This window comes from Billgrantia sulfidoxydans (assembly GCF_017868775.1).
GTDB lineage: Bacteria > Pseudomonadota > Gammaproteobacteria > Pseudomonadales > Halomonadaceae > Halomonas > Halomonas sulfidoxydans.
Window position 1 is genome coordinate 1,732,095 of sequence record NZ_CP053381.1, and the last position, 25,965, is coordinate 1,758,059.

General features: G+C 61.9%; 22 protein-coding genes. 7 read left to right on the forward strand and 15 right to left on the reverse strand.

The features are described from left to right. Positions 1 to 14: 14 nt before the first annotated feature. The 7 genes from HNO51_RS08095 to HNO51_RS08125 all read left to right on the forward strand — a co-directional run bounded on the left by HNO51_RS08095 (position 15) and on the right by HNO51_RS08125 (position 8,748). Positions 15 to 1,643 (forward strand): efflux RND transporter periplasmic adaptor subunit, encoded by a 1,629-nt coding sequence (locus HNO51_RS08095; RefSeq protein ID WP_209538903.1) that lies wholly within the window; start codon positions 15 to 17, stop codon positions 1,641 to 1,643. Then, positions 1,643 to 4,768, forward strand: a complete 3,126-nt coding sequence (locus HNO51_RS08100) for an efflux RND transporter permease subunit (RefSeq protein WP_209538904.1) — start codon at positions 1,643 to 1,645, stop codon at positions 4,766 to 4,768. Before HNO51_RS08095 ends, HNO51_RS08100 begins: the two co-directional genes overlap by 1 nt. Positions 4,769 to 5,048: 280 nt before the next feature. Then, positions 5,049 to 5,858: a prolipoprotein diacylglyceryl transferase gene (gene lgt, locus HNO51_RS08105; protein WP_089686930.1), complete on the forward strand. Its 810-nt coding sequence runs from the start codon at positions 5,049 to 5,051 to the stop codon at positions 5,856 to 5,858. Between the two features lie 75 nt (positions 5,859 to 5,933). Then, the gene (locus HNO51_RS08110; RefSeq protein ID WP_089677396.1) at positions 5,934 to 6,272 is read left to right on the forward strand and encodes a hypothetical protein; all 339 of its coding nucleotides are present in this window, start codon (positions 5,934 to 5,936) and stop codon (positions 6,270 to 6,272) included. Positions 6,273 to 6,318: 46 nt separating this feature from the next. Further along, on the forward strand, positions 6,319 to 6,792 hold the full coding sequence (locus HNO51_RS08115) for a hypothetical protein (protein WP_089686935.1): 474 nt from the start codon (positions 6,319 to 6,321) through the stop codon (positions 6,790 to 6,792). 138 nt (positions 6,793 to 6,930) lie between these two features. After that, positions 6,931 to 8,271: an APC family permease gene (locus tag HNO51_RS08120; RefSeq protein WP_209539187.1), complete on the forward strand. Its 1,341-nt coding sequence runs from the start codon at positions 6,931 to 6,933 to the stop codon at positions 8,269 to 8,271. An 18-nt stretch (positions 8,272 to 8,289) separates the two neighbouring features. After that, positions 8,290 to 8,748, forward strand: coding sequence for an ATPase (locus HNO51_RS08125; protein ID WP_209538905.1), 459 nt, complete (start codon positions 8,290 to 8,292; stop codon positions 8,746 to 8,748). Between the two features lie 147 nt (positions 8,749 to 8,895). On the opposite strand, the gene HNO51_RS08130 is transcribed toward HNO51_RS08125, so the two are convergent. From HNO51_RS08130 to nhaA, 15 genes are all read right to left on the reverse strand, one after another. After that, the gene (locus HNO51_RS08130; RefSeq protein WP_209538906.1) at positions 8,896 to 9,156 is read right to left on the reverse strand and encodes a DUF2933 domain-containing protein; all 261 of its coding nucleotides are present in this window, start codon (positions 9,154 to 9,156) and stop codon (positions 8,896 to 8,898) included. After that, a complete protein-coding gene (locus HNO51_RS08135) occupies positions 9,153 to 11,696 on the reverse strand; it encodes a heavy metal translocating P-type ATPase (RefSeq protein ID WP_242597225.1) in 2,544 nt (847 codons plus the stop codon). The genes HNO51_RS08130 and HNO51_RS08135 overlap by 4 nt, the downstream gene beginning before the upstream one ends. An 80-nt stretch (positions 11,697 to 11,776) precedes the next feature. After that, the gene (locus tag HNO51_RS21140; protein WP_209538907.1) at positions 11,777 to 12,418 is read right to left on the reverse strand and encodes a Spy/CpxP family protein refolding chaperone; all 642 of its coding nucleotides are present in this window, start codon (positions 12,416 to 12,418) and stop codon (positions 11,777 to 11,779) included. 682 nt (positions 12,419 to 13,100) lie between these two features. Then, positions 13,101 to 14,348: an MFS transporter gene (locus tag HNO51_RS08145; RefSeq protein WP_209538908.1), complete on the reverse strand. Its 1,248-nt coding sequence runs from the start codon at positions 14,346 to 14,348 to the stop codon at positions 13,101 to 13,103. Then, positions 14,348 to 15,130: an enoyl-ACP reductase FabI gene (gene fabI, locus HNO51_RS08150; RefSeq protein WP_095622786.1), complete on the reverse strand. Its 783-nt coding sequence runs from the start codon at positions 15,128 to 15,130 to the stop codon at positions 14,348 to 14,350. Before fabI ends, HNO51_RS08145 begins: the two co-directional genes overlap by 1 nt. A gap of 42 nt (positions 15,131 to 15,172) precedes the next feature. After that, on the reverse strand, positions 15,173 to 16,348 hold the full coding sequence (locus HNO51_RS08155; protein WP_095622785.1) for an NAD(P)/FAD-dependent oxidoreductase: 1,176 nt from the start codon (positions 16,346 to 16,348) through the stop codon (positions 15,173 to 15,175). 30 nt (positions 16,349 to 16,378) lie between these two features. Continuing rightward, on the reverse strand, positions 16,379 to 16,570 hold the full coding sequence (locus tag HNO51_RS08160) for a YHS domain-containing protein (protein ID WP_095622784.1): 192 nt from the start codon (positions 16,568 to 16,570) through the stop codon (positions 16,379 to 16,381). A gap of 115 nt (positions 16,571 to 16,685) precedes the next feature. After that, complete coding sequence (locus HNO51_RS08165) at positions 16,686 to 17,717, reverse strand: zinc-dependent alcohol dehydrogenase family protein (RefSeq protein WP_095622783.1); 1,032 nt, start codon at positions 17,715 to 17,717, stop codon at positions 16,686 to 16,688. A 110-nt stretch (positions 17,718 to 17,827) separates the two neighbouring features. Continuing rightward, complete coding sequence (locus tag HNO51_RS08170; RefSeq protein ID WP_209538909.1) at positions 17,828 to 19,585, reverse strand: PHA/PHB synthase family protein; 1,758 nt, start codon at positions 19,583 to 19,585, stop codon at positions 17,828 to 17,830. Further along, positions 19,585 to 20,604 (reverse strand): bifunctional enoyl-CoA hydratase/phosphate acetyltransferase, encoded by a 1,020-nt coding sequence (locus HNO51_RS08175; protein ID WP_209538910.1) that lies wholly within the window; start codon positions 20,602 to 20,604, stop codon positions 19,585 to 19,587. Before HNO51_RS08175 ends, HNO51_RS08170 begins: the two co-directional genes overlap by 1 nt. After that, complete coding sequence (locus HNO51_RS08180) at positions 20,601 to 21,803, reverse strand: acetate/propionate family kinase (RefSeq protein ID WP_209538911.1); 1,203 nt, start codon at positions 21,801 to 21,803, stop codon at positions 20,601 to 20,603. Before HNO51_RS08180 ends, HNO51_RS08175 begins: the two co-directional genes overlap by 4 nt. A 53-nt stretch (positions 21,804 to 21,856) precedes the next feature. Further along, a complete protein-coding gene (locus tag HNO51_RS08185) occupies positions 21,857 to 22,315 on the reverse strand; it encodes an ATPase (protein ID WP_152484036.1) in 459 nt (152 codons plus the stop codon). Positions 22,316 to 22,381: 66 nt separating this feature from the next. Then, positions 22,382 to 24,082 (reverse strand): DUF3141 domain-containing protein, encoded by a 1,701-nt coding sequence (locus HNO51_RS08190; protein ID WP_209538912.1) that lies wholly within the window; start codon positions 24,080 to 24,082, stop codon positions 22,382 to 22,384. Positions 24,083 to 24,193: 111 nt separating this feature from the next. After that, positions 24,194 to 24,775 (reverse strand): ubiquinol-cytochrome c reductase iron-sulfur subunit, encoded by a 582-nt coding sequence (petA, locus tag HNO51_RS08195; RefSeq protein WP_209538913.1) that lies wholly within the window; start codon positions 24,773 to 24,775, stop codon positions 24,194 to 24,196. Continuing rightward, a complete protein-coding gene (gene nhaA / locus HNO51_RS08200) occupies positions 24,772 to 25,962 on the reverse strand; it encodes a Na+/H+ antiporter NhaA (RefSeq protein ID WP_209538914.1) in 1,191 nt (396 codons plus the stop codon). Before nhaA ends, petA begins: the two co-directional genes overlap by 4 nt. Positions 25,963 to 25,965: the final 3 nt, after the last annotated feature.

The window sequence follows — 25,965 nt, forward strand, 5'->3', positions numbered from 1 at the left end:
AAAGAGACATCACGATGAATCCAATGGGTAGGTACTTTTTCGTCATATTGTTAGGCGTCATTCTGGGCGTGACCGGCAGTATGGTCCTGGGAGGCAACACATTCATCCTGAATGCAGTAGAAACTGCTATTGGAAACGATAGTAGTGAGACTGGGGTGGAAGAGAGGGGGGAGCGCGCTCCCCTTTACTGGGTGGCGCCGATGGATCCTAACTATAAGCGAGACAAGCCTGGGAAATCCCCGATGGGGATGGACCTCGTACCGGTTTATGATGATCAGGACGAAGGGGATACTCCTGGCACAGTAAAAATTTCTCCTGATGTCGTCAACAATCTTGGTGTCAAAACAGGCACAGTCGAAAAGGATACCTTTGACACTACGGTAAGGACAGTTGGCTATGTCCAATACGATGAAGACAAGCTGGTACATATCCATCCCCGCGTCGAGGGGTGGATAGAAAAGTTATTTGCCAAGTCCGAAGGCGATCGCGTTACCCAAGGTCAACCGCTCTACTCGATCTATTCGCCGACGCTCGTGAATGCACAGGAAGAATTGTTGCTTGCAATGAACCGCGGCAACCAACGTCTGATTTCTGCCGCCTTGGAAAGGCTGCGCGCGTTACAAGTTCCCACTGAAGCCATCCAGAGTCTCAAGGATACACGCCAGGTCAGCCAGACGATCATCTTGCGCGCACCTCAGAGTGGCGTTTTGGACAACTTGCAAGTGCGTGAAGGAATGTTCGTGAGCCCGGGAATGAGCATGATGAGTATTGGCGTTCTTGATCATGTGTGGGCTGTCGGAGAGGTGTTTGAGCGCCAGGCAGCGTTGATCGCTGAGGGAGATGAGGTTCGCATGACTCTTGACTATCTACCCGAACGGGAGTGGACAGGGGTGGTGGACTATATATATCCAAGTATTGATAGTGAGACGCGTACGGCTCGTGTAAGGGTGCGTTTCGCTAACGATGACCTGGCGCTAAAACCTGGAATGTTTTCTCAGCTGACCATTATGTCCGATACGACGACTGAGGCATTGCAAATACCCCGTGAGGCCTTGATTCGCACCGGAAGCCAGTCGCGTGTCGTTCTTGCATTGGGTGATGGAAAATTCAAATCGATCGAAGTCGACGTCGGGCGCGTGGGTTGGGAAACCGTCGAGATATTATCGGGCCTTGAGGAGGGCGATCGCATCGTTACGTCGGCTCAGTTCCTTCTGGATTCCGAGTCAAGTCGAACATCAGACTTTCGACGAATGGAGCATAGTGACAGTGCTGAAGAGGCCGATGAGAATTCCCTTGTTGAGACCGTATGGGTGCCGGCACGCATCGAAGATGTCATGCCGGATCATGGCATGGTGACGCTATCCCATGCCCCCATCGCGGCGTGGAACTGGCCGGCCATGAGCATGGATTTCCAGGTTGCTGATACGGTTAGCCTTGAACAGCTGAAAGACGGTATGGACATCCATGCCGAACTCGAACGGATTGCGGAAGACAAGTTCGCTCTACGCGGTGTGCATGTTGATGATGTGAAGACCAAAGCACCCAGCGATGAGGGCATGGATCACGGAGAAACCAGTAATGCGGAACGCGGCCAGCAAGACGTGATGAGCCATCAAGGCCATGCAACTGGGGAGAGCAAGTAATGATTCCTGCGTTGATCCGTTGGTCAATAAGCAACCGTTTTCTCGTGCTTCTTGCTGCCGTGATTCTGGCGGGGGCGGGAATCTATTCAGTCAAGAATACCCCGATTGATGCTCTACCGGACTTGTCAGATGTGCAGGTGATCATCAAGACCAACTACCCGGGCCAGGCTCCGCAGGTCGTCGAAGATCAAGTCACCTACCCGCTCACCACGGCCATGCTGTCGGTTCCCGGGGCGGCAACGGTACGCGGATACTCCTTCTTCGGTGACTCCTACGTCTACGTGATCTTTGATGAGGATACCGATCCCTACTGGGCACGCTCTCGTGTGCTGGAGTATCTTTCTCAGGTGGCGCCTACGCTGCCGGACAGTGCGCGCCCACAGCTTGGCCCTGATGCCACTGGCGTGGGGTGGGTCTATCTCTACGCCCTCATCGACAAGACTGGCCAACATGATCTCAGTGAGTTGCGGAGCTTGCAGGACTGGTTCCTGAAGTATGAGCTTCAGACCGTGTCGGGCGTCTCTGAAGTCGCGGCGCTTGGCGGCATGGTCAAGCAATACCAGGTCGTGGTAGATCCGGAGAAACTGCGTGCCTTCGACATTCCCCTGGCTCACATCCAGACCGCTATACAGCGGGCCAACCAGGAAGTTGGCGCCTCGGTCGTCGAGATGGCCGAAGCCGAGTACATGGTGCGCGCCACTGGTTATATCCAGAGTCGTGAGGATCTTGCCAGTATCCCGCTGGGTGTGGATGACAATGGAACGCCTCTGCTGCTCAAGGATGTCGCCGACATCGGGATGGGGCCCCAGATGCGTCGTGGCATTGCCGAACTGAACGGGGAAGGTGAGACCGTCGGCGGCATCGTCGTCATGCGCACAGGAGAGAATGCCCAGAAGACGATCGATGGGGTCAAGGCCAAGCTTGAGCAGCTCCAGTCCAGCCTGCCGGAGGGGGTGGAGGTCGTGACGGTCTATGACCGTTCAGGCTTGATCGAAAAGGCGGTAGACAACCTGCTGCGTGGCTTGCTCGAGGAGTTAGCCATCGTAGCCTTGGTATGCGTGCTCTTCCTGTTCCATCTGCGCTCTGCGTTAGTGGCGATGATCAGCTTGCCGATGGGCATTCTCACTGCCTTCATCATCATGAACTGGCAGGGCATCAACGCCAACATCATGTCGCTTGCGGGTATCGCCATAGCGATCGGTGCCATGATCGATGGCGCCGTCGTATTGATCGAGAATTTGCACAAGCACATGGAGCGTACACCGTTGACGCGTGAGAACCGCTGGAAGGTGGTGGCCGACTCGGCGGTGGAAGTGGGACCGGCTCTTTTCTTCAGCTTGCTGATCATCACTGTCAGCTTTGTTCCTGTCTTTACCCTCGAGGCCCAAGAGGGGCGAATGTTTTCACCCTTGGCCTTCACCAAGACCTATGCCATGGCAGCCAGTGCCGGGCTGGCGGTCACCTTGGTTCCGGTGCTGATGGGCTATTTCATCCGCGGCCGCGTACTTCCTGAGCACAAGAATCCGGTCAATCGACTGCTGGTCGGGGTCTACATGCCGGTACTCAAGGCGGTATTGAGATTCCCAAAGACGACCATCGCCCTGGTGCTAGCGATAACCCTGGTAGGTTTCTGGCCGGTCAGCAAGATTGGCAGCGAGTTTATTCCACCCCTGGATGAAGGGGACTTGATGTACATGCCGACCACTTATCCAGGGCTGTCGATCGGCAAGGCGCGGGAGCTCCTTCAGCAGACCGATAAACTGATTGCCAGCGTACCGGAGGTGGACACGGTGTTTGGCAAGATCGGACGGGCCGACACGGCTACCGACCCTGCGCCGCTGACCATGATCGAAACATTCATTCAGCTCAAACCGCGGGAAGAGTGGCGAGAGGGGATGACCACCGACAAGCTCAAGAAGGAACTCGACAGCCTGGTGCGGATACCGGGGGTATCCAATGCCTGGGTGATGCCGATTTCGACGCGCATCGATATGCTGGCGACCGGGATCAAGACGCCGGTGGGCATCAAGGTGGGCGGAGAAGATCTCAAGCAGATTCAGTCCATCGGACAGCAGCTGGAGACGATCCTTAGCGATGTTCCTGGTACCGCTTCGGTCTATTCCGAGCGGGTGGCCGGAGGTCGCTATATCAAGGTTGATATCAACCGCGCTCAGGCGGCGCGCTATGGCCTGAACATTGCCGACGTGCAACAAGTGGTGGCGACCGCTATCGGTGGTCAGAACATTACTCAGACCATCGAGGGATTGGAGCGCTACCCGGTCAACCTGCGCTACCCACAGGATTACCGGGACTCCCCCGAGCGGCTGGCCGAGCTGCCGATCGTCACCGCCAATGGGCAGCGTATCGCGCTAGCAGACGTGGCGGACATCTACGTGGAGGACGGTCCACCGGCGATCAAGAGCGAAAACGCACGCCCTAACGGTTGGACCTTCGTGGATATCGAGGGTGTGGATGTCGGCACCTACGTGCAGCGCGCCATGGATGTCGTGGCGGAGGAGCTCGAGCTACCCACCGGATATTCGGTGACGTGGTCCGGGCAATATGAATACATGCTGCGTGCCAAGGAGAAGCTGAGCTATGTGGTGCCTTTCACGTTGGCCATCATCGTGATCCTGCTCTACATGAGCTTCAAGCGCTTCAGTGAGGTAGCCATCATCATGGGCACGCTACCACTGGCCATGGTAGGGGCCATCTGGCTGATGTATCTGCTGGGCTATAACTTCTCCGTGGCCGTGGGAGTGGGATTTATCGCTTTGGCCGGGGTGGCAGTCGAGATCGGAGTGATCATGCTCGTTTATCTCAACCAGGCCTATCAGCAGATGACCGAGCGCTGTCAACACAAGGGAGTAGAACCCCGTCGTGAGACACTTCGCCACGCCGTGCTGCACGGTGCTGCCCTGAGGGTGAGACCGGTAATGATGACGTCGGTCTCGACGATTGCCGGTCTTCTGCCGCTGATGTACAGCTCCGGCACGGGGTCCGAAATAGTCAGCCGCATTGCGGCCCCGATGGTGGGCGGTATGTTGAGCGCGGTGATACTGACGCTTCTGGTATTGCCTTGTGTCTACTATCTGTGGAAATGCCGCCATGTGAACCATTCATAACGTCAGGATCGACTAGGCTGGGTGGCACATTCTAGATACTCGAATGCCGTATCTCGAGAGCACCCAGCCTAAAACGAATCGTCAGTGGTACTTGATGTGAGGCACTCCAGCGATGCCCCCCTGGTGTTGGGTTGAATTTTCACTTCGTGAGTCAAGATTCAGCTTGTATTCAGGCCATGAGGCTATGCTGGTAGATAAGAGAGCACGCTTGGCTATTCGCTAACCCGCTGGCGTAGCGTCGAACGGTTCATAGAAGCTTGAAGGTCGCGAGGAAATTGCCATGATTGCGTACCCACAGATCGATCCAGTGGCATTCTCCCTCGGACCGGTACAGCTACATTGGTATGGCCTAATGTACGTGGTGGGGCTGACGGCCGCATGGTGGCTGGGGCGGCGGCGAGCGCACCGCCTCGGCCTGACCCACGATGATATCGGTGACCTGATCTTCTATGGCGCTCTGGGCGTCATCATCGGCGGCCGCCTGGGCTTCGTGTTGTTCTATGGGCTCGATCAGCTCCTGACCAACCCCTTGTGGCTGTTCATGGTCTGGGAAGGGGGCATGAGTTTCCATGGGGGCCTGGCCGGCGTACTGATCGCCGCGTGGCTGTTCGCTCGCCGTCACCGCCTGGCCTACCTTCAGCTGACCGATTTCATCGCCCCGCTGGTGCCGATCGGTCTGGGGGCAGGGCGTCTGGGCAACTTCATCAATCACGAGTTGCCGGGGAGGGCCAGCGAAGTGCCCTGGGCGATGATCTTCCCTCCCATGCTGGGCTTGGGGCCTGAACCCCGACATCCATCAGCACTCTACGAGTTTGTCCTGGAGGGTGTGGTGCTGTTTGTCGTGTTGTGGTGGGTGTCACGGAAACCGCAAACTCAAGGGCTTATCTCGGGTCTATTCCTGCTTCTGTATGGCACCTTCCGTTTCATCGTGGAGTTTGTGCGCTTACCCGATCCTCAATTGGGCTTCATCGCCTTTGATTGGCTCACTATGGGACAGTTGTTGACGGTACCAATGTTGGCAGCAGGTGCGTTCCTGGTCACCACTGCATGTCGTAGTCAGCGAACCATGGTTGCTACATCGGACCGATAAGCAAGACAAGTGATATGAGGTATGTCGATAATATTGGAAGAACGTTAACGATATTACAGTACGAGGAGAATTCTCATGGCACACAGAGAGCATCGGTTGGGAGTTTCTGAAACGACCTTGGTGAACCGACACTTAAAGCTTGATTCCAGCGATCTGGATGCGGTGAAAGCGGCTGTTGCAGATATTGATGAGCTATACGGGCTAGACAGTGTTTCGTTCGATGAGAAGAAACGAAAGCTTCACCTGGCCTATGATGCCTCACGTCTCTGCCTCGACTGCGTCGAAGATATTCTCGACAAATATGCGGTCGAAATCAGTCGTGGTTGGTGGAACCGCTTCAAGGAGGAGCATTATCGCTTTGTCGATCAGAATGTGAAGGACAACGCCAAGAAGGAGCCTTGGAGCTGCCATTGAATGGTAGTCATAACCGCGCATGGGCTAGCCTTGAGGTGAACACTGCATGAAGCTACGCTTACTCCGCTCGGCGCCGGAACTTCATGTAGCGCTCTTTGCCTTTCTGCTGAATCTTCCCTGGGAGTTTCTTCAGGTTCCGTTGTATGCGGGCATGCCTGTGATGCCACATTGGGAAGCTGTGCAGGCTTGTACCCAGGCAGCCCTTGGCGATGTATTGATCACGTTGATGGCGTATTGGTCGGTGGCCGTATGGCATCGACGTCGTGACTGGCTTCGGGGCTATGGGGCCAAGGAGTGCCTGGGCTTCGTGCTGGTGGGCGTCGGTATCACGGTGGCGATGGAGTGGCACGCTACGTTATTCAGTCAACGGTGGGAGTATGCACCGCTAATGCCCCGTGTGCCGTGGTTGGGCACCGGCCTCTCGCCGTTACTCCAATGGTTGATCTTGCCACCGCTGATACTGTGGATGGCGCGTCGTCATCGGCTAGGTTCGGAGGTTGTATCCAAAGAAAATATTTGACTATTGGGTTGCACATAGGTTCTACACTTTGATTCTGTCGTGTTGAATTACGCGCTACTATTCGTCATTGGGCGAGTCTCAGAATGTCAAGAGGGCTTTCCTTTCGGTAGGGTCTGGTTTCATTCACCCATGAGAGAGATGATGCAGTCAATGGATAGAACGCCACAGTACAAGCAGAATAGCCTCTCGCTGGTCGGTGCGATTGCCTTAGGGACCGGGGTCATGATTGGCGCTGGTATTTTTGCTTTGACGGGACAGATGGCCGAGATGACGGGAGTGCTTTTCCCGTTAGCCTTCTTGTCAGCGGCACTAATCGTCTCTTTCAGTGCTTATTCCTACGTGAAAATGTCCAATGCCTATCCGTCAGCTGGTGGTATTGGCATGTACCTCAGCAAGGCTTATGGACCAACTCTGACCACCGCTTTCCATGCGCTTTTAATGTATTTCTCCATGGTGATAGCACAAAGCTTTTTGGCGAGAACCTTTGGGTCCTACACGCTAGAGCTTTTCGATTTTGGGGATAGGTCACTGCTTGTCCCCTTATTGGGTGTTGCGCTGCTGATATCTGCGTTTTTACTAAACCTCTCCGCCAACAAGCTGATTCAGGGTGTTGCGTCAGTACTCGGGTTCATAAAAATTGGTGGGATCATCTTGTTCGGGGTCGTCGGTGTCATCATCGCCGACTCGGTCGGCATGGAAACCTCGGCGTCGACGCCCGAGGGATCTCTGTCAGGCTTTCTAGGAGCAACCGCGTTGGGGATCCTGGCCTTCAAGGGGTTCACGACGATCACCAATAGTGGTTCAGAGATAAAAGATCCCCATCGCAACGTCGGCAGGGCGATCATGATCTCGATCGCCCTGTGTGTGGTGATCTATGCGCTGGTGGGCTTCGCTGTCGCCAGTAATCTGTCGCTGAGCGAGATAATCGAAACGAAAGATTATTCGTTGGCGGCTGCTGCCCGTCCTGCGCTGGGGGAGGCCGCCGTCTGGTTCACCGTCATTCTCGCCATGCTGGCCACCGCGGGTGGTATCATTGCCAGTATATTTGCGGTCTCACGCATGTTGGCAATGCTGACGGAAATGAAGCTGGTGCCACATCGCCACTTTCATATGCCAGGCAGTATCCAGAAGCATACCTTGGTCTATACGGTCGTGCTTGGCTTGATCTTAACGGCATTCTTTGACCTCAGTCGTATCGCTGCGCTTGGAATCATTTTCTATTTGATTATGGATATAGGTATTCATTGGGGGGTATTGCGTCATCTGCGTAAGGAAGTTGGTGCAAGCGCAGCGGTGCTAGTGATTGCTATACTCTTGGATGTAGCCGTGTTGGTAGGCTTCCTTTGGGTCAAGGCTACGACAGATTATTTAGTGTTAATTGTTGCTCTCGTTGTGATGGTGGCAATCTTGATTGTCGAGCGACTCTTTATCTCTCGCAAAGGAGTCTCAAGTTTAGACGACAGAACTCATTCACATTGATGTTGAAGGGTAGGGATCATGGAGATACGGACCTTTGGTGACCTGATTGACTGGACGCGGCAGCTTCATGAGCATTTGGCATGTTGTCTCTCTCACTGTGCCGATCATAATGAAGAAGAGCGTGCCAAGATGCTTCTTAATTATCTGGCAGCTCATGAGCATGAGATGGAGTATGTTGTTGGTGAGTTAAAAAATCGAGCGGATCCCAAAGCATTGAATACCTATGTGTATGATTATCTGGAGCACAAGCCGATCCGGACGCATCGGACCTGTGATGCCCCCTATGCCGCGCTGGGTTTTAATGAGATCTGCCGGGAGATTTTTGATTTCCATGATCAAGTGACGGATCTTTATCGTACCTTGGTGGGCAAGGCGGAGATTCCTGAAGCAAGGGAGTTGCTTGAATCCCTTCTTGAACTGGAACAGCACGAAGCGATGCGCCTTGTTCGGCAGACTGGGAGGATGGACGATCTGTAAGAAAATGATGTCTGGATCTGTTATAGCTGCCTGATCGCTACCCTCGGCATAACATCTGTCCTGACTGTTCCTAAAGTAACGTACCAGAACGGCATCGGCATTGCGTGTCTGGCACCGATGCCGATTGTCCTGTTTTTTTTATATCTGCTATTCATCTCGGTCGCGCTGATCATGCCCGACATGACGGTGCATCAGAAAGTGCATGCCGAGACAGAGGGCCAGGGGCAGCAGCAGCCAGGCGACGCTGCTCAGTGATTGCCCGCGCCACATGACCAGCAGCACGGCGCCTCCCATCAGCACCACGCAGGCGGTCATCATCCATTTATGGAGTGCCCCGGCAGGGGAAGGCGGCTCTTTCTGTGATTCGGCCTCTCCCGAGGGGGTCTTGGTGGACTCTGGTCGTTTCATGCGCGGTCGCCTTTGGCTTGGGCCGATGGGGTGGCAGTGGAAGGCTCTCCGCGGGGCTGCTCACGGGCGTAACGCCGCTTGAGCAGCAGCGAGTTGCCGATCACCGAGAGGGAGCTGGTGGTCATGGCGATGACGCCGATCATCGGGTGCAACAGGCCTATGGAGGCGATGGGGATGGCGGCCACGTTATAGGCGCTGGCCCAGATCAGGTTCTGGACGATCTTGGCGAAGGTGGCTCGCGAGAGGTGCATGGCGTCCACCACGGCGGTGAGCTCGCCGCGTACCAGGGTCACGTCCGCCGCCTCGATGGCCACGTCGGCCCCGGCACCGATGGCGATGCCCACGTTGGCCTGCTTCAGTGCCGCGGCGTCGTTGATGCCGTCGCCGACCATGGCCACGTGGTTGCCGTGTTGTTCCTGCAGCGCGCGGATGGCATCAACCTTGCCTTCCGGCAGCACACCGGCCTGGACCTCGTCGATGCCCACCTCTTCAGCTACGGCGCGGGCGGCGCGTTCGTTGTCGCCGGTGATCATCACCACGTGCAGACCGAGATCATGCATGCCGCGGATGGCCTCCACCGACTCCTGCTTGAGGGTGTCGGCCACGGCCACTAGGCCGAGTGCCTGGCCGTCGGCAGCGACGATTACCACGGTGCGGCCCTTGCCCTCGAGCTCGCCCATGGCGTCATCCAGGGCCTCGAGGCCGGTCACGCCTTCCTCTTCCAGCAACCGGCGATTGCCGATCAGCACCACTTCGTCGCCAACCTTGCCCGAGACACCGCGCGCACCGGTGGAACGGAACTCGCTGACCTCGCCGGGTTTCACATCACGCTCCCGGGCACCGTCGACGATGGCTCGGGCGATAGGGTGCTCCGAGGCGTTCTCCACGCTCGCCGCCAGGGTCAGCAGGCGGTTTTCGTCGACGCCTTCGGCGGCGATGGCCTCGGTGAGTTTTGGTTCGCCGCGGGTGATGGTGCCGGTCTTGTCGAGCACCATCACCTTGACGTCCTTGAAGGTCTGGATCGCTTCGCCGGAACGGATCAGGATGCCACGCTCAGCACCGATGCCGGAGCCGACCATCAGCGCCGTGGGGGTGGCCAGGCCCAGGGCGCAGGGACAGGCGATGACCAGCACGGCGATGGCGGCGAGAATCGCCAGCACCGGCGTGGCGGCCTCGGGGTTCACCCAGGGCAGGAAGGTCGCACCCCAGTCGAGTATCGGTCGCAGGGCATCCGGGAACAGTGCCCAGGCCACCAGGCTGGCCAGGGCGATGGCCAGCACCGCCGGTACGAAGCGGCCGGTCATGCGATCGGCGAATTCCTGGATCGGTACCCGCGAGCCCTGAGCCTGGTCGATCAGCCGCACCACTTGGGAGAGGAAGGTATCGCCGCCGACGCGGGTCGCCTTGACCCGCAAGCGTCCCTCCTTGTTGATGGTGGCGCCGATCACGCTGTCGCCGGGGCTCTTGTAGACCGGGATCGATTCGCCGGTGGCGATGGACTCGTCGAGGTGGCTCTCGCCCTCGACCACCTCGCCGTCGGTGGGGACCTTGTCGCCGGGGCGCACGACCATGATGTCGCCCGGGGCCAGCTCCTTCACCGCCACCTCGACTTCCTCGCCATCGCGCTCGACGCGTGCTGTCTTGGCACCCAGGGTCATCAGGCGGCGGATGGCCTGGGAGGCGCGTCCCTTGGCGAGTGCCTCCAGGTAACGGCCCAGCAGGTGGAAGGTCATGATGGTGGCGGCCATCTCGATGAATGAGGTCATGGGGTAGACGAAGCCGACTAGGCCGATCAAGTAGGGCGGCAGGCTGCCCATGGAGATCAGCACGTCCATGTTGAAGGTGCCGTTCTTCAGCGAGCGCCAGGTCGACTTGTGGGTGGCGATACCGCCATAGAGAAACACCACCGGGAAGGCCAGCACGGCGATGATGGCCAGGTAGCCGGGAATCGGCTGCCAGAACATGTGCGGCATCATCAGCAGCATGATCAGGGTGGTGGGTACCGCAGCGATGATCAGCCGCTTGCGGGCCTGGGAAAGATAGGCCTCCTCGATCTCGGCGTCGCCGTCGCCCGCCTCCTGCTCCTCGGTCTGCACGGCGGCCACGTCATAGCCGGCCCCCTCGACGGCGCGCTTCAGCGCCTCACCATCGGGGCCACCGGCCTCGATGGTCACACTGACGCGGTGGCTGGCGATATTGGTCTGGATCTCGCCCACGCCATCGAGGCGTTCGAGCGTCTTGCGCACGATGCCGGCGCAGTGGTCCGAGCCCATGCCGGGCACCGTCAGGCGAATCTGCTGCTGGCCACCACCGCTGACGGCGGCCACGTCATAGCCGGCACCCTCGACGGCTCCCTTCAGGGTGTTGCCGTCGGGTCCGCCTTCCTCGACCGTCACGCTGACATGATGGTTGGCGATATTGGTCTGGATCTCGCTCACGCCATCGAGGCGCTCGAGGGTCTTGCGCACGATGCCGGCGCAGTGGTCGCTGCCCATGCCGGGTACCGTCAGGGTGATCGTTCTGGACCTGGTGTCACTCATCACGTGCCTCCTGCAGCTGTCGCCGAGTGGACGGCCAGGGTTGGCCGTCCTTGATGTTGCGTATTCAGTGACTCCGCCGATCAGTGATGGGCATCGTGGTCCTCGGGATCCACGTCGGCGGGCGCCGCCTGGCGGAGCTGCTCGCGCTGCTCATCGGTCATGAGGTCGTGCATGGCGTTACGCATGCGCACCATCTCGGCCATCATCTCGCCGTGCAACTCGGCCATGCGGCCGTGGAGTTCTTGCACCTGCTCAGGGTCCGGACGTTCGCCGTGCATCTCGGCCATCAGGTCGTCGCGCAGGTTCATCAGGCGCCCCTTGCGCTCGAACTGGGCCGGGCGGTGCTCCTGCATCAGTTCGCGCATCTGGCTGCGCTGATCGGAGTCGAGCATCGACATCATGCCCATGCCCTCGCCCATCATCGGGCAGGGCATCATGCCGCCGCCCATCATGCCTCCCATCATGCCGGGGCCCATGCCGCCCTGGCCGCCGCCGCCCATCATGCCCCCCATCATGCCGGGGCCCATGCCGCCCTGGCCGCCGCCCATCATTCCGCCCATCATGTCAGGGCCCATGCCGCCTTGGCCGCCGCTGCCGCCCGTCATGCCGCTACCCTGATTGGGCTGATTGGTCGGCATGCTCTGGGCGAGAGCGATGCCGCTACCACTGGCACCGAGTGCCAGGGCGAGTCCGAGAGCGAGAGTATGCTTGCGAATTTCCATGATCCTTCTCCTAGCGAGCTGTTGGGCCCATTCAGGCCCTTTGCTGACATTATTTCGGCTACGTGCTGCACAGAGGTCAATCACACGGGACCCGACATGTAACAGCGACTGGGTGTGAGGAGAATTACCCAGGGCTCAGGATCTGAACCGTTGTGTCAGCAGATAGACGGGAACCGGAGAAGGGTCGGGCAGAGCTTGCGGGACACCGCTGCTGGCGAGTATCCGAGGCGCCGGGTCCATACCGCCCAAGGAGGGAGGAACGGTAGCGAATTTGATGTCCTGCTGCGTCACGTGCGGCAGGGCACCGACGAGAGAACCCGTACCATGGCCATGGTGGCAGCTGGGGGCCTCCTGGGGGGCCTCGAGGTGTTGCCCGGCCAGGGGGCTGCCCTGGAGGAAGGCAGTCTCGTGGTGGGCGTGGGACTGAATCGCAACCAGGAATAGACCCAGCAGCATCAGTGCGACTATACCGATACGCAGCCACGACAAGGCGTGGGCAAGACTGAGGCGGCGTGTCGGTGGGCTCTTGGCCATGGTGGCAGACAACTTGTCGAGAAACGGCTCCCTCACCTTAGACCAGTGATACTACCTGTCCATTGATATGCATCAAGATCGAAGAAAGCAGGAGGCGTGTGTGCAGACTCAGGTTGCCAAATCCTGTTTCCGCCATGAAATACTGTCATTAATTCTGACGCGGTGCGTGTTTAACCAGTGCTATCACTCGAGGATGATAGTGAACAAAGAATGTGAGGATGGCGGTAACGAAAAGCACGATCGCAAGCCCCCAGTAGGTGCCGAGCGCGCTGCCAGCGAACAGCAATCCGGCGCCCGCAGACCCCACGGCTTGCCCAAGGCTGGCCAAGGCGGTCTGCTTGCCCAGCGCCGCACCCTGTGCCGGCCCGCTGGCCAGGGAGACCTGATAGGCCAGTAGCGGAACCAGCAGCCCTGATCCCGCGCCAAGTAGCCCGACCACGACGAATGCCCCCCAGAAGTTCGAAGCATACGGGAGGCCAAGAATGCCTACGGCCATCAACAGGAAGGACCCGCCGATCAGATGGCTGGGAGAGAGGCGTTTCGGTGGGTATGCCGACCACAGAAGTTGCGCCGCCAGCATCACCAGGCTGCACTCCGTGAACAGCAACCCGACCCTGAAGGGGTCGAGACCAATAGACTGCCTCGCCTGCAGGCTGAGCCCCACCTCAAAGGCCCCCAGGCCGAGCATCGCCAGCAGCGTCAGCGTCAGGAAGCCACCGATTGCTCGAGTCGAGTCCGGCTCGGAGGCATGCGTGTCGGAAGGCGAGCGGTGAGCCGGCTGTTCGCGGACGTGATGGTAGATCAACAGCCACACTGCACCAGCAAATCCCGCCGTGACCACGAAGGGCCATGCCACTGGCCCGCCGAGGACCATGTCGGATTGAGGCATCACCATGGGAATGCTGGCGAGCCAGCCGCTAAGCATGGGGCCGGACAAGAAGCCCAAGGTGGCGGCGGCACTGAGCCAGGCAAAACGCCGTGCACGGCGCGTTGGGTCGTCACACTCGGCCGCCTGCGCCAACGCCACCGGGATCACCGCCGCCGCAAAGGCGCCGGCAAGGGCCCGTACCCCATAGGCGAGTGGCAGGTTTCGAGTCAGGCTGAAGCCCAGCATGGCCAGTGCAAACCCTGCCAGCCCCCATAGCAGGACGGGCCGACGGCCCAGGCGGTCGGAGAGACTTCCCCATAGTGGGGCAAAGCCGAACAAGGCCAGCGTATACACCCCCGTCAGCAGCCCGGTGTGCAGCGATACGTCCCCGGGGGTAGTCACTGCCAGCACCCGGTCGAGGAACAGCGGCAGAATCGGCAGCACCGTACCGTAGCCGAGGAAGACGACTAAGGTGGCGGCGAGCAGAGCCGTGAAGCCGGCTCCTGATTTGCTGAGGACCCCCGCCATCAGTGAAAGACCATGCCGGCGATATGAAAGCCGGCATCGACGTGGAGCACCTCGCCGGTAATGCCGGTGGCATAGTCGCTGGCCAGCACCAGCGCGGTGCGACCCACCTCATCGGCGTCCACGGTGCGGCGCAGCGGTGCCCGCTTGACGGTCTCGTTGAGTAGCTCGTCGAAATGCTCGATGCCGGAGGCAGCCCGGGTTGCCACCGCTCCTGCAGAGATGGCGTTGACGCGGATGTTGCGAGGGCCAAGCTCATGGGCCAGGTAGCGTACCGAGGCCTCCAGTGCGGCCTTGACGGGGCCCATGACGTTGTAGTGGTCGACGACCTTCTCGGCGCCGAAGTAGCTCAGCGTCATGAGACTGCCGCCCCGGTCCATCAACGGCTCGGCCAATTGGGCCATGCGAATCAGCGAGTGGCAGGAAATGGCCATCGATTCGGAGAAGCCCTCGGCCGAGCAGTCCGTGAGTCGCCCGTGCAGATCCTCCTTGCGGGCCCAGGCGATGGCATGCAGGAAGAAATCCAGTCGCCCCCAGCGCTGACGGATCTCCTCGAACACTGCCTCCAGCTGCCCCGGCACCGTCACGTCACAGGGGAGAAACAGTCCGGCGTCCACTTTCCGGGCCAGCGGCTCGACATGGGGACGTGCCTTGTCGTTGAGATAGGTGATCGCCAGTTCCGCACCGGCATTACGGAAGTGCCGGGCAGCTGACCAGGCTAGACTGTCTTCGTTGGCGATGCCCACCACCAGGCCCTTGCGGTCTTTCAAGTCGAGGTGTTCCATGCTCGTCCTCCATTACGTTAGGTTTCCCATGCCCAAGGTCTTCTAGCGCGCTGCGAGTGTCCCCGAGCTGACGTGGCGCTGGCACAGGCAGCGCAGGCAGGTACAGGTGGTGTCGCAGCAGTCGGGATCGTGCTGAGGGATGCGCGCCTGACGCCTCGCGAACGGGTACAGGATCCGACCCAGCAGGCTTGGGTGGTAAAGCTTGGCGAGCATTGGGCGCGCATCGCGCCTGGCCATTCGGCGAAACATGGCCCGCCGCCCGCGGTCTCCGGCCTTGGTGTACAGCAGCCGGTTGCTGATGCCCTGGCGGATCGCCGGCAGCAGCGAGCGCTGCCATAGCGATTCGTAATCGCGACCCTCCAGCAGGCTGTGCGCGGCCAAAACGCCCGAGCGCAGGGCGTAACGCATGCCAAAGCCCGCCAGCGCATCCTGAAAGCCCGCCTGCTCGCCCACCAGCAGACGCCCCTCGTGCTCGCCCCGGCAGGGCGGTCCATAGTTACCGACGCCACCGAAGGGACGCGCCTTGCGCATGTCCAGCCCGGCCTGCTCGGTAAAGAATGCGATCGTGCGTGTCAGGCACTTGTTATTGCGCGTGAACTCCCTGAACAGACAGGTGGCGACGGTACCCTGTCCGCCCTGCACCAGCAGGTAGGCATAGCCGCCTGGCGCCAGGTGGTCGCTGAAGCAGGCCCACTGGCCGTCCGGCATGGCGGTCTCGAACAGGTAGCCCACCGCCATGACGTTGGCGAACATTGGTCCCTTGGCCTCTACGGTGGAGCCGTGTGTGTTCTTGACGGGGGACGACAGCCTCACCTCCACACCACAGGCCTTGGCCTGCTCAAGCAGGGCGTGATCCAGGGTGCCCGTTTCCGATCCCCGGCGGACCAGGTAGTACAGGGGCTGGTTAGAGCGAATTTCGTGGCGGCCGCCCCAGCCGTCGAAGGCCGTCACTTGCGAGATGGCGTGATGCTCGAAGCTGGACCGGATCCCTGTGCTTGCGAGCTCATCGAGCACATCGATGTCGTCACTCCAGTTCTCCAGCCCTTGGAAATCGCCATGGAAGCGGGCACCAACACGACGGCGACGCTCGTGCACGATCACGTGCTTTCCCGCGCGCGCCAGGACGATGGCGCAGGCCAACCCGGCGGGGCCGGCGCCGATTACGGTCACGGTATCGCCCCGCGCGGGGCCAGCGCAGACGGCCGAGTTCTGGGTCATGGATGAAGGGCCTCTACGTTCACCCACGGCTCAGTCATTCAGCTGGTGGTGCGCACCAACGTACCGTTCGGGATCCGTCTCGAACTGTTCGCGGCACGTCTCTGAGCAGAAGTAATAGCGCTGCCCCCGGTATTCACTCCCCGTGGCGGCGGTCTTGAAGCTGATCGTCATGCCACATACCGGATCCAGGAAAGACTTCCGTTCCACTCGTTCGCGTTTCATCGCTGTTTCCCCTTTTCATTATTCAGGACGGCGCATGCGGGTTGCGCCCCCAGCTGAATACGCAGCCGCCCATCCAGCTCCAGGATGTGGCCATTGAAAAGTCGTCCCCGCTTGGTCACTCGGCGGTCAATAGCATCTTGATGGCCTGCTCCTTCGCCGCCTGGGAAAACACGTCGTAGGCCTTCTCGATGTCGTAGAGCTTGAAGCGGTGGGTCACCAAGCCCGCGGGCTCGACGCCACCGGCCTCGACGATGCGCATTAGCACCGGGGTCGTGTCGGTGTTCACCAAGCCGGTACGCACCGTGACATTCTTGATCCAGAGGTCCTGCAGGCGGAACTCGACGCTCTTGCCGTGCACGCCGATGTTGGCGATATGCCCCCCCGGGCGCACGATGCGCTGGCAGATATCGAAGGTCTCGGGGATCCCCACTGCTTCCATGGCGACGTCTACGCCTTCGCCACCGGTTAGCTCGTCGATAGCGTCGAGCGGATCTCGTGCGATGGTGTCGGAGGCGCCGAGCTGCTTGGCCATGGCCAGGCGGTTCTCGTCGGGGTCGATCATGATAATCCGGGCGGGAGAATAGAAGCGCGAGGTCATCAGGGCCGCCAGGCCGATGGGCCCCGCGCCGACAATGGCCACCGTGTCGCCGAGCCCTACCTCGCCGTTCAAGGCGCCGATCTCATGGCCGGTAGGCAGAATGTCGCTAAGCATCACCGCCGCGGCGCGGTCCATGTCCTTCGGCAATCGGTGCAGGCTGTTGTCCGCGTGCGGTATACGCACGTACTCGGCCTGGGTGCCGTCGATCAGGTGACCGAGAATCCAGCCGCCGTCGCGGCAGTGGGCATAGAGACCGCGCTTGCAATAGTCGCAGCGGCCGCAGGAGGTGATGCAGGAAATCAGCACCTCGTCGCCGATCTGGATGTTGCTCACGCCGTCGCCGATTTCCTCGACGACGCCGACACCCTCGTGGCCGAGGATACGACCATCCTCCACGGCGGGTACGTCGCCCTTGAGGATGTGCAAGTCGGTGCCGCAGATGGTGGTATGAGTAATGCGTACCACCGCGTCCGTCGGCTTGGTGATGCTCGGGCGCGGCTTTTCCTCCCAGCGACGCTGGCCAGGACCATGATAGACGAGTGCTTTCATGATGTTACCTCCTTAAGTGTCACAGATCGGCAGCTCATGGCGAGCTACGTATATGGCTCAATTTGCGGTTACAGTTGCACCGCTTCATCTACCAGGCCCGCAGGACGGGCTCATTTCTCCAGTACATAACGTCCTGGCGCTTCGTCCAGCGCCGGATAGCCTCTGGTCACCCCCGGCTCCCGGGCGTGCACGCGCTGGGTGCTGTGATCGGCCAGCCAGCCCTGCCAGCAGGGCCACCAGGAGCCGTCATGATGCGCGGCAGTGACCTGCCAGCCGTCCGGATCCATGAAGGGGTCGTCGCGGCGGATGGTCGAGATCTGGTGATAGCGGCGGGAATCGCCGGGCGGGTTGACGATGCCCGCATTGTGCCCGCCGCTGGAGAGCACGAAGGTGACGTCCGCCGGCGTCAGCCACTGGACCTTGTAGACGGAGCGCCAGGGGGCGACATGATCCTTGAGCGTGCTGACGGCAAACACGGGGATCTCGATGTCGGTCAGCGATACGGGCCGTTCGTCCACCCGGTAGCGCCCACCGGCGAGGTCGTTGTCGAGGAACAGCCACCGGAGGTACTCGCTGTGCATGCGTGCCGGCATGCGGGTGCCGTCGGCGTTCCAGGCCATCAGGTCGAACATGGGCGGACGCTCGCCAGCCAGATAACTGCGCACCATCCTCGACCAGATCAGGTCCTGGGAACGCAGCAACTGGAAGGCGCCCGCCATCTGGCGCGTATCCAGATAGCCCCTGACCGCCATGAGGTCCTCGATGAAGCGTACCTGGTCCTCGTCGATGAACAGCATCAGCTCGCCGGCCTCGCTGAAGTCGGTCTGCGCGGCGAGCAGCGTCAGGCTGGCCAGGCGAGTGTCACCGTCCCGCCCCATGGCGGCCGCGGCGATCGACAGCAGCGTCCCGCCCAGGCAATAGCCCACGCCGTGGACACGCTGCTGCGGGCAAATGGCCGTGACCGCGTCGAGGGCCGCCATGACCCCCAGCCGGCGGTAGTCGGCCATGCCCAGTTCCCGGTCCTCGCTGCCCGGGTTCTTCCAGGACACGACGAACACCGTATGGCCCTGTGCCACCAGGTAGCGGATCAGGGAGTTCTCCGGGGAGAGGTCGAGGATGTAGTACTTCATGATCCAGGCCGGCACGATCAGCAGCGGCTCGGCATGGACCTCCTGGGTGACAGGTGCATACTGGATCAGCTCGATGAGCCGGTTGCGGAAGACCACCTTGCCCGGCGTCACTGCCACGTCCCGGCCGACCCGATACGCTTCGACCCCCACCGGCCCCTCGCCGTCCTGCCGTCGCTGCCAGTCCTCCAGCAGATTGGAGACACCACGGGCCAGGTTGGCGCCACCCTCGCGCCGCGTCTGCTCCTGCAGTTCGGGATTGGTGGCGAGGAAGTTCGATGGCGACCAGATGTCGAGCATCTGCCGCGCACCGAAATTCACCATCGCCTGATGATGGCGCGAGACGCCCGGTACGCCGGTGGTGGCCGCATGCCACCACTGCTGCTGCAGCAGGAAACCCTGGTAGAGCGCGTTGAAGGGCCAGCGCTGCCAGGCGTCGCCGCGAAAGCGCTTGTCCTGGGGCAGCGGCTCGATGCAGGGCTCGCACGGCGCCCGGCCGGCGCGCTCGCAGTAACTGCCGAAGCGCTGCCACTTACGCAGGGCCTTGCCGAGAAGCTCGGCCTGCTTGTCCGGCGACAGGAGCAGGTGTTGCGCCCAGTCCCACCAGGCCTGCTGGACGGCGGTCGGCGACAGCCCACCCGTGAACAGACTCTGCATGGCGTGCAGGCGCTGGTCGGTCGTCGTCGCCGGTGGGCTCGCTGTCGTCCCATCGATGGTGGTGGTTCGGGTCGTGGTGTCCATCAGCGCACCTCCGTGGGGCAGCAGGCTGACTCGGGTTGCGGGGAACAGCAGAAGGTGGTTTCCGCTTCGTCAGGGGAGGGCACGGGCAGACGGATCCCCGCGCAGTACATCAGCGCCGCCACGGCCAGTCCGGCCAGGCGCGCCTCGGGCGGGTCGGCCCGGGAACTCAGTACCGCCGGCACCGTCAGCCCCATGACCACCCCGGCCGCCGTGGCGCCGGCATGGTACTCGAGGTTCTTGGCCAACACGTTGCCTGACACCAGATCCGGCATGAGCAGGATGTCGGCCTTCCCCGCCACCGGGGAGTCGATGCCCTTTTCGCGCGCGGCCCGTTCCGAGATGGCGTTGTCGAAGGCCAGTGGCCCGTCGACCTCGGCGCCGGCAATCTGGCCGCGGCGGGCCATCAGGGTCAGGCAGGCCGCATCCAGGGTAGAGACGATGGCCGGATTGACCGTTTCCACGGCGGAAATGACCGCGGCGCGTGGCCGTTCGAGCCCGATCATGTGCATCAGCTCGATGGCGTTCTGGAGAATCTGCGCCTTGGCGTCGAGGTCGGGGGCGATGTTCACGGCCGCATCGGTCACAGCCAGCAGGCGTGGGCAGTCGGGCACGTCCACCAGAAAAATGTGGCTGACGCGACGTCCGGGCTGTCGTAGGCCATTGCCCAGTAAGGCATGCATGAAAGTATCGGTGTGGAGGTGGCCCTTCATCAGCGCCTCCGCGCGTCCGGCCTGCACGAGTTCCACCCCGATGCGGGCGGCCTCCACATCCGATTCGGCCTCGATCATCGCTTGTGGATCGAGGTCCCACCCGATCGCCGCGGCGGCCTCGACGACCTTGGCGGGGCGGCCGATGAGCACCGGCTCGGCGATGCGTCGCCTCGCCGCCTCGCGAAGCGTCTCCAGCACCGCGGCCTGGGCCGCGTTGACCACGGCGACGCGGATCGGGTCACCGCCACCGGCCCGCTGAATCAGGTCATCGAGCGTCTCAAGGGCCACTGGCGTTGCCGTCTGTGTCATGTCACCTCCTGGGTGTTGGTTAATGTGTGCTGCACGTGCCGGGCGATCATCCACTCTTCATCGGTCGCCACGGCCTCAACCCGGACCGGGCCCTCGGCGGCGGAAATCACCGGCCCGGGCGTGCGGTTGCGTCCTTCCTCCAGTGTGACGCCGAGATACCCCATTCCCGCGCAGATCTGTGCCCGGATCGCCGGTGAGTTCGCCCCGATGCCGCCGGTGAAGATCAGTCGGTCCAGCCCGCCGAGCGCGGCGCTCAGGGCACCGATGAAGTGGCGGGCACGATGGCAGAAGAAATCGACGGCCTGCGCAGCCTCCGGCGTATCCTCGCGGTGCGTCAGGAGTTCCCGCATGTCGGCACTCACCCCCGAAAGCCCCAGCAACCCCGAGCGTCGATAGAGCAGGGCTTCCAACGCCGCGACGTCGAGTCCGTCGTGACTCGCCAGGTAGAGCAGGATACCGGGGTCCAGATCCCCGCTGCGGGTGCCCATGGGCATGCCGCCCAAGGCACTGAAGCCCATCGTCGTCTCGATGCTGCACCCGTCCCGGATTGCCGCCAGGGAGGCGCCGTTGCCCAGGTGCGCCACGATCAGGCGCTCACGTAACGCCTCCGGGCCATGGCGCCGCCTCAGGTCGTCGACGATGAACTCGTAGGAGAGCCCGTGAAAGCCGTAGCGGCGTACACCCCCGGCCTCGTATTCCCGTGGCAACCCGGTATGCCGGGCAACCGCGGGCAGGCCGTGGTGGAACGCCGTGTCGAAGCAGGCGAGTTGGGGCACGTCGGGGAATTGCGTGCGCATGGCGCTGATCCCGGCCAGGTTGTGTGGCAGGTGCAGCGGAGCCAGTGGCACCAGAGCGTGAAGTCGGTCCAGCAGGGAGGCATCGATCCGTTGAGGGCAGTCGCAATCGGGGCCACCATGGACCACCCGGTGCCCGATGCCGACGAGGTCCAGTCGGCTTGTCTGCTGTTGAAGAAGGGTTTCGACCTTCTCGATGGCGGTGGCATGATCAGCCATTCGCGCGGGGTGGTCGTCAACCGTTCCCTGTGCACTCGACATCTGGAGCCGGCCTTGTGACGTGCCGATCCCACTGGCCGCTCCCCATACCAGCCGTGCGAGCCCTTCCGTCACACCGAACACGGCGAACTTCAGGCTGGATGACCCGCAGTTGACCACCAGAATGGCCGATCGACGGTTTGGCATAGTCGAGTTTTCCTTACTCCGGGGGCGAAAGATGGTCCCTGTTCAGCGCCCGACTACAGGTCTCGGGCTCGGTTGATCTGTTGGGACAGACGCATTGCCTCGTGTTCCTCAAGCTTCAAGAGCTCGCGAACGAGGTCCCGAGCCTCGGGGATGTCGGCGCGTCCTTCCAGGTAGCGGTATAGCGCGATGACCTGATCGTGCAGCGAGAAGACTTCCCGGCTGATGTCTTCGAAGCCCATCTCGGCATAGGGCAAATTGCACGCCTGATGGGGTTTGATGGGCGCATGCGACAGATAGTCGTAAACCCAGGTGTTTAGGGCCTTGGGGTCGGCCTGCTTCTCGAAGCTGGCCACGGTATGCTCCAGGACCGCTTCGTGATCGGCGAGATACTCCAGAAGCGATTTGGCCCGTGCCTCCTCCTGCTGGGTGGCACAGTGCCTGAAGCATTCGGCCAACTGGGCATGCAGCTGGCGAGTCCAGTCGATCAGGTCATGAAAGGTCTCGATCTTCATTTATTGCTCTCCATTACTGGGTTGCTCTATAGGTATTGGCTGTAAACCGGGTTGGCTTCGACTGGGTCACTCGTTCTCGCTCCACCATCCCCCGCCGTAGAGGCTGTGAAACCCCATCTCGTACATGCTGTCTCGGGTCGTCCCCGCAAGCTCCAGCGTCGAGGCGATAGAGTCGCTCACCAGCGTCTCCCATTGCCGATAGGGGGTGTCACTATCGATCGGCGCCGGCGCGGTCTCCACCATCTCGGCCAGCCACTTCACCCCGGTCATCCAGGGGGAGAAGCGTTCCGAGAACATCAGCCGGCTGGTCCGCGCCGGATGCAGTTGTCGCAGCGCCTCGGCGGACCAGGGGGTGGTATACAGCCGCACCCAGGGCCCGATGAAGGTCTCGTAGAGGGCCACATTGTGCTCGGAGAGCGCTCGCACCCCTTCGAACGCCGGGGCCTGGTCGGGATAGTCCAGGTCTTCCACGCGGCGCTCCTCGAAGCGCACCTGGAACTGGGGCTTGTGACAGTCGGGGTCGCCGGTGGGGTTGTCGATGCGCATCTCGTAGAGGCCAGGGGCCAGGTCATTCAAATTGCCGACGCTCTCGAGGATCGCTCGGTGCTCGAGGCGCGCCACCTTGGAGGAGACGAAGATGCCCAGATGCCCGACGTGGGGATTGAGCAGGTAGACGATGCGCTGGTCGGCGGCCTTGAGTGCCGCGGTATCGGGATAGACCGCGGGGATCCAGTTGAGCGCCTGATGGGGCGGGGTGATGTTGTCGCCGCCGGAGGCGAAGATCACCAGGGGGTTGCGGATGCGCTTGAGGTCGACGCTACAGCCGGGGCAGACCTCGAGCTCGCCACGCTCCAGCTTGTTGCCGACGAAGAAGTTCTCGACGATGGCAACGATCTCCTCTTTGCTCAGGCTATAGAAGCCCGTCCACCAGCGCTCGAACTCGAGGAAGCGTTCGCGCTGGCCGTCGATGTCGGCGAACAGCTGATAGTCCTTCTGCCACAGGGTATTCGCCGGCTTGAGGGCTTCGAAGTTGGTGGCGAGGTTCGCACCGTCGAAGCGCCCGTCTCCCAGGTCGGCCATCAGGTGCGTCAGCCAGGCACCGCCCAGCAGGCCGCCGGCGAGGCGCATGGGATTGACGCCGGATTCGCCGGACCAGTAGGAGAGCGGCGAGCCGTTCAGCACCGCCGGCCCGACCAGACCCTCGCAGTCGGCGGAGAGCAGCGCGATGGCCCAGCCCGCCTGGCAGTTACCGTAGAGCACCGGCGGCTGGCCGGGGTGGCGCTCGGCCAGCGTCTCGACGAAGCGGCGCAGGACGTGCAGCACGTCCTCCAGCGTCTGCCCGGGGACGGGCTCGGGGAAGAAGATCACGAAGTAGACCGGGTGTCCCTCGTGGAGCGCCATGCCCACCTCGGAGTCGCGCTTGAAGCCGCCGATGCCTGGGCCGTGGCCGGCACGCGGGTCGACGATCATCACCGGCGGCCTAGTCTCGTCGAGGCAGTCCTCCAGGCAGTCCTCGCCGACCCGGGTGATGCGCAGCAGGGCATAGTTGGCGGGGCGCGCCAGTCGACGGCCATCCACGAGCATCTCGTAATCGAAGTCGAGCAGTGGCGGCTTGCCCGCCTGCTCATGCTCGAGCATGTTGTCCGCGCGCTCACGCAGCGTGTCCAGGTAGCGTACGCCGCGTCGCCACAGGTCGGTCTGATAGGCGAGTAGCTCCGTGGCCGGGTGGCTCGGGAGGGTGCCTTCTTCGGGCTCGGGTGCGGTCATCGGGGCGTCCATCTCTGGTGGGGCGGTGGGTTGGCGCTTGCGCGGGGTTTTATGAGCCGTGGGTGGCTTGGTGGTGGATGTTTTGGCGGTCATAGTGGATACCTCTCAGTGTCAGGATGTCGTTGGCTTCGGGTCGACGCCGATCTCGATCTGGTGATCGGACAGGAAGCGGTACGGCGGGACCTCCAGATTGATCGGGGCCGGCACCGCCTTGAATACGCGTCCGGCGAAGTCGAATCGGGAGCCGTGGCAGGGGCAGAAGTAGCCGCCCGGCCAGTCGTCGCCGACCGAGCCCGGCTCCGGTCGAAATAGGGGAACGCAGCCGAGGTGGGTGCAGATCGCGACGACCACCAGATATTCCTCCTCGAGCGAGCGCAGTGGCCCGGTGATATAGGCCGGCTGCTGCGTCGCCACCTCGGCGAGGGGATCGCGGAGTCGGCCGGAATCCGTTAGCGTCGCCAGTCGCTCGAGGATCGACGGGGTCCGACGCAAGACCCAGACGGGCTTGCCTCGCCATTCCACGGTCAACTGCTGCCCCGGCTCCAGCTTGTCGACGTCGACCTCGACGGGGGCTCCGGCGGCTCTGGCGCGGGCACTGGGCTGCCAGGAGGCAATGAACGGCACGGCCGTGAAGGCCGCCCCGACGCCGCCGGCCACCACGGTCGCGCCGACGAGAAAGGGTCTGCGTTTCATGTTTGCCTCCCGGACTCGGATTGCGGGGCTGTCGAGTGGGGCAGCGTTACCGCCAGTACCGCACCACCGATCAGTGCCGCCATGGCCGAGGCGGCCAACACGCCCTGGCGGGCCGAGGTCAGGGCCGCTGGCGTATCGAAGGCGAGCCCGGCGATGAACAGGCTCATGGTGAATCCGATGCCAGCCAGCACGGCCACCCCGTACAGATGGCACCACCCCACATCCGTGGGAAGCCGCGCGAGGCGCAGCCGGATTGCCAGCCAGGCAAGGGAGAAGACGCCCAACTGCTTGCCCAGCAAGAGGCCGAAGGCCACCCCGAAGAAGACGTCGCCGAAGCCGTCGCCTGCTGCTCGTATCACGATTCCGGCGTTGAAGAAGGCGAACACCGGGACGACCCCGAAGGTGACCCAGCGCCGCAGGTCATGGTAGGTGCGAGCCAGGGGCGAGCCCTCCTGCAGGCCATCCCGAGTTCTGGCGGGGATGGCCAGGGCGATGGCGACGCCGGCCAGGGTGGCATGGACCCCGGACTTGAGTACCGCTACCCACAGCACCAGCCCCAGCAGCACATAGGGCATGGCGCGCGTGACCCGGAAGCGATTTAGGAGGACGAAGCCGGCAAGAGCCATACCGGCAATCAACAGCGCCTCCCCGGAGAGACGCTCGGTATAGAACAGCGCGATGATGGCGATGGCGCCGAGGTCGTCGAAGACCGCCAGGGCCATCAGGAACACCCTCAGCGCGGGAGGCACGCGCTCGCCGAACAACGACAACACCGCCAGTGCTAGCACGATGTCGGTAGCGGTGGGCACGGCCCAGCCGTGGGCGGCGATGCCTTCGGTGCCGTTGACGAGTAGGTAGACCAGCGCTGGCAGCAGCATGCCACCGGCTGCTGCGATCGCCGGCAGCGCCACCTGCCGGGCCGAGCCCAGCATGCCACCGAGCATCTCGCGCTTGAGTTCGACGCCCATGAGCAGGAAGAAGAACACCATCAGCCCGTCGTTGATCCACAGGATCAATGGCTTGTCGATGCCCAGGGTGCCGACCTGCACCGACACGGGGGTATGGTGGAGCAGTTGGTAAAACTCGCGCAGTGGTGAGTTGGCGAGTATCAACGCCGCGAGCAAGGCTCCGACGGTTACGAGACCCGCCGTGCGCTCTTCGACCCCCTGCTGTGCCGCAGTCGTCATGAT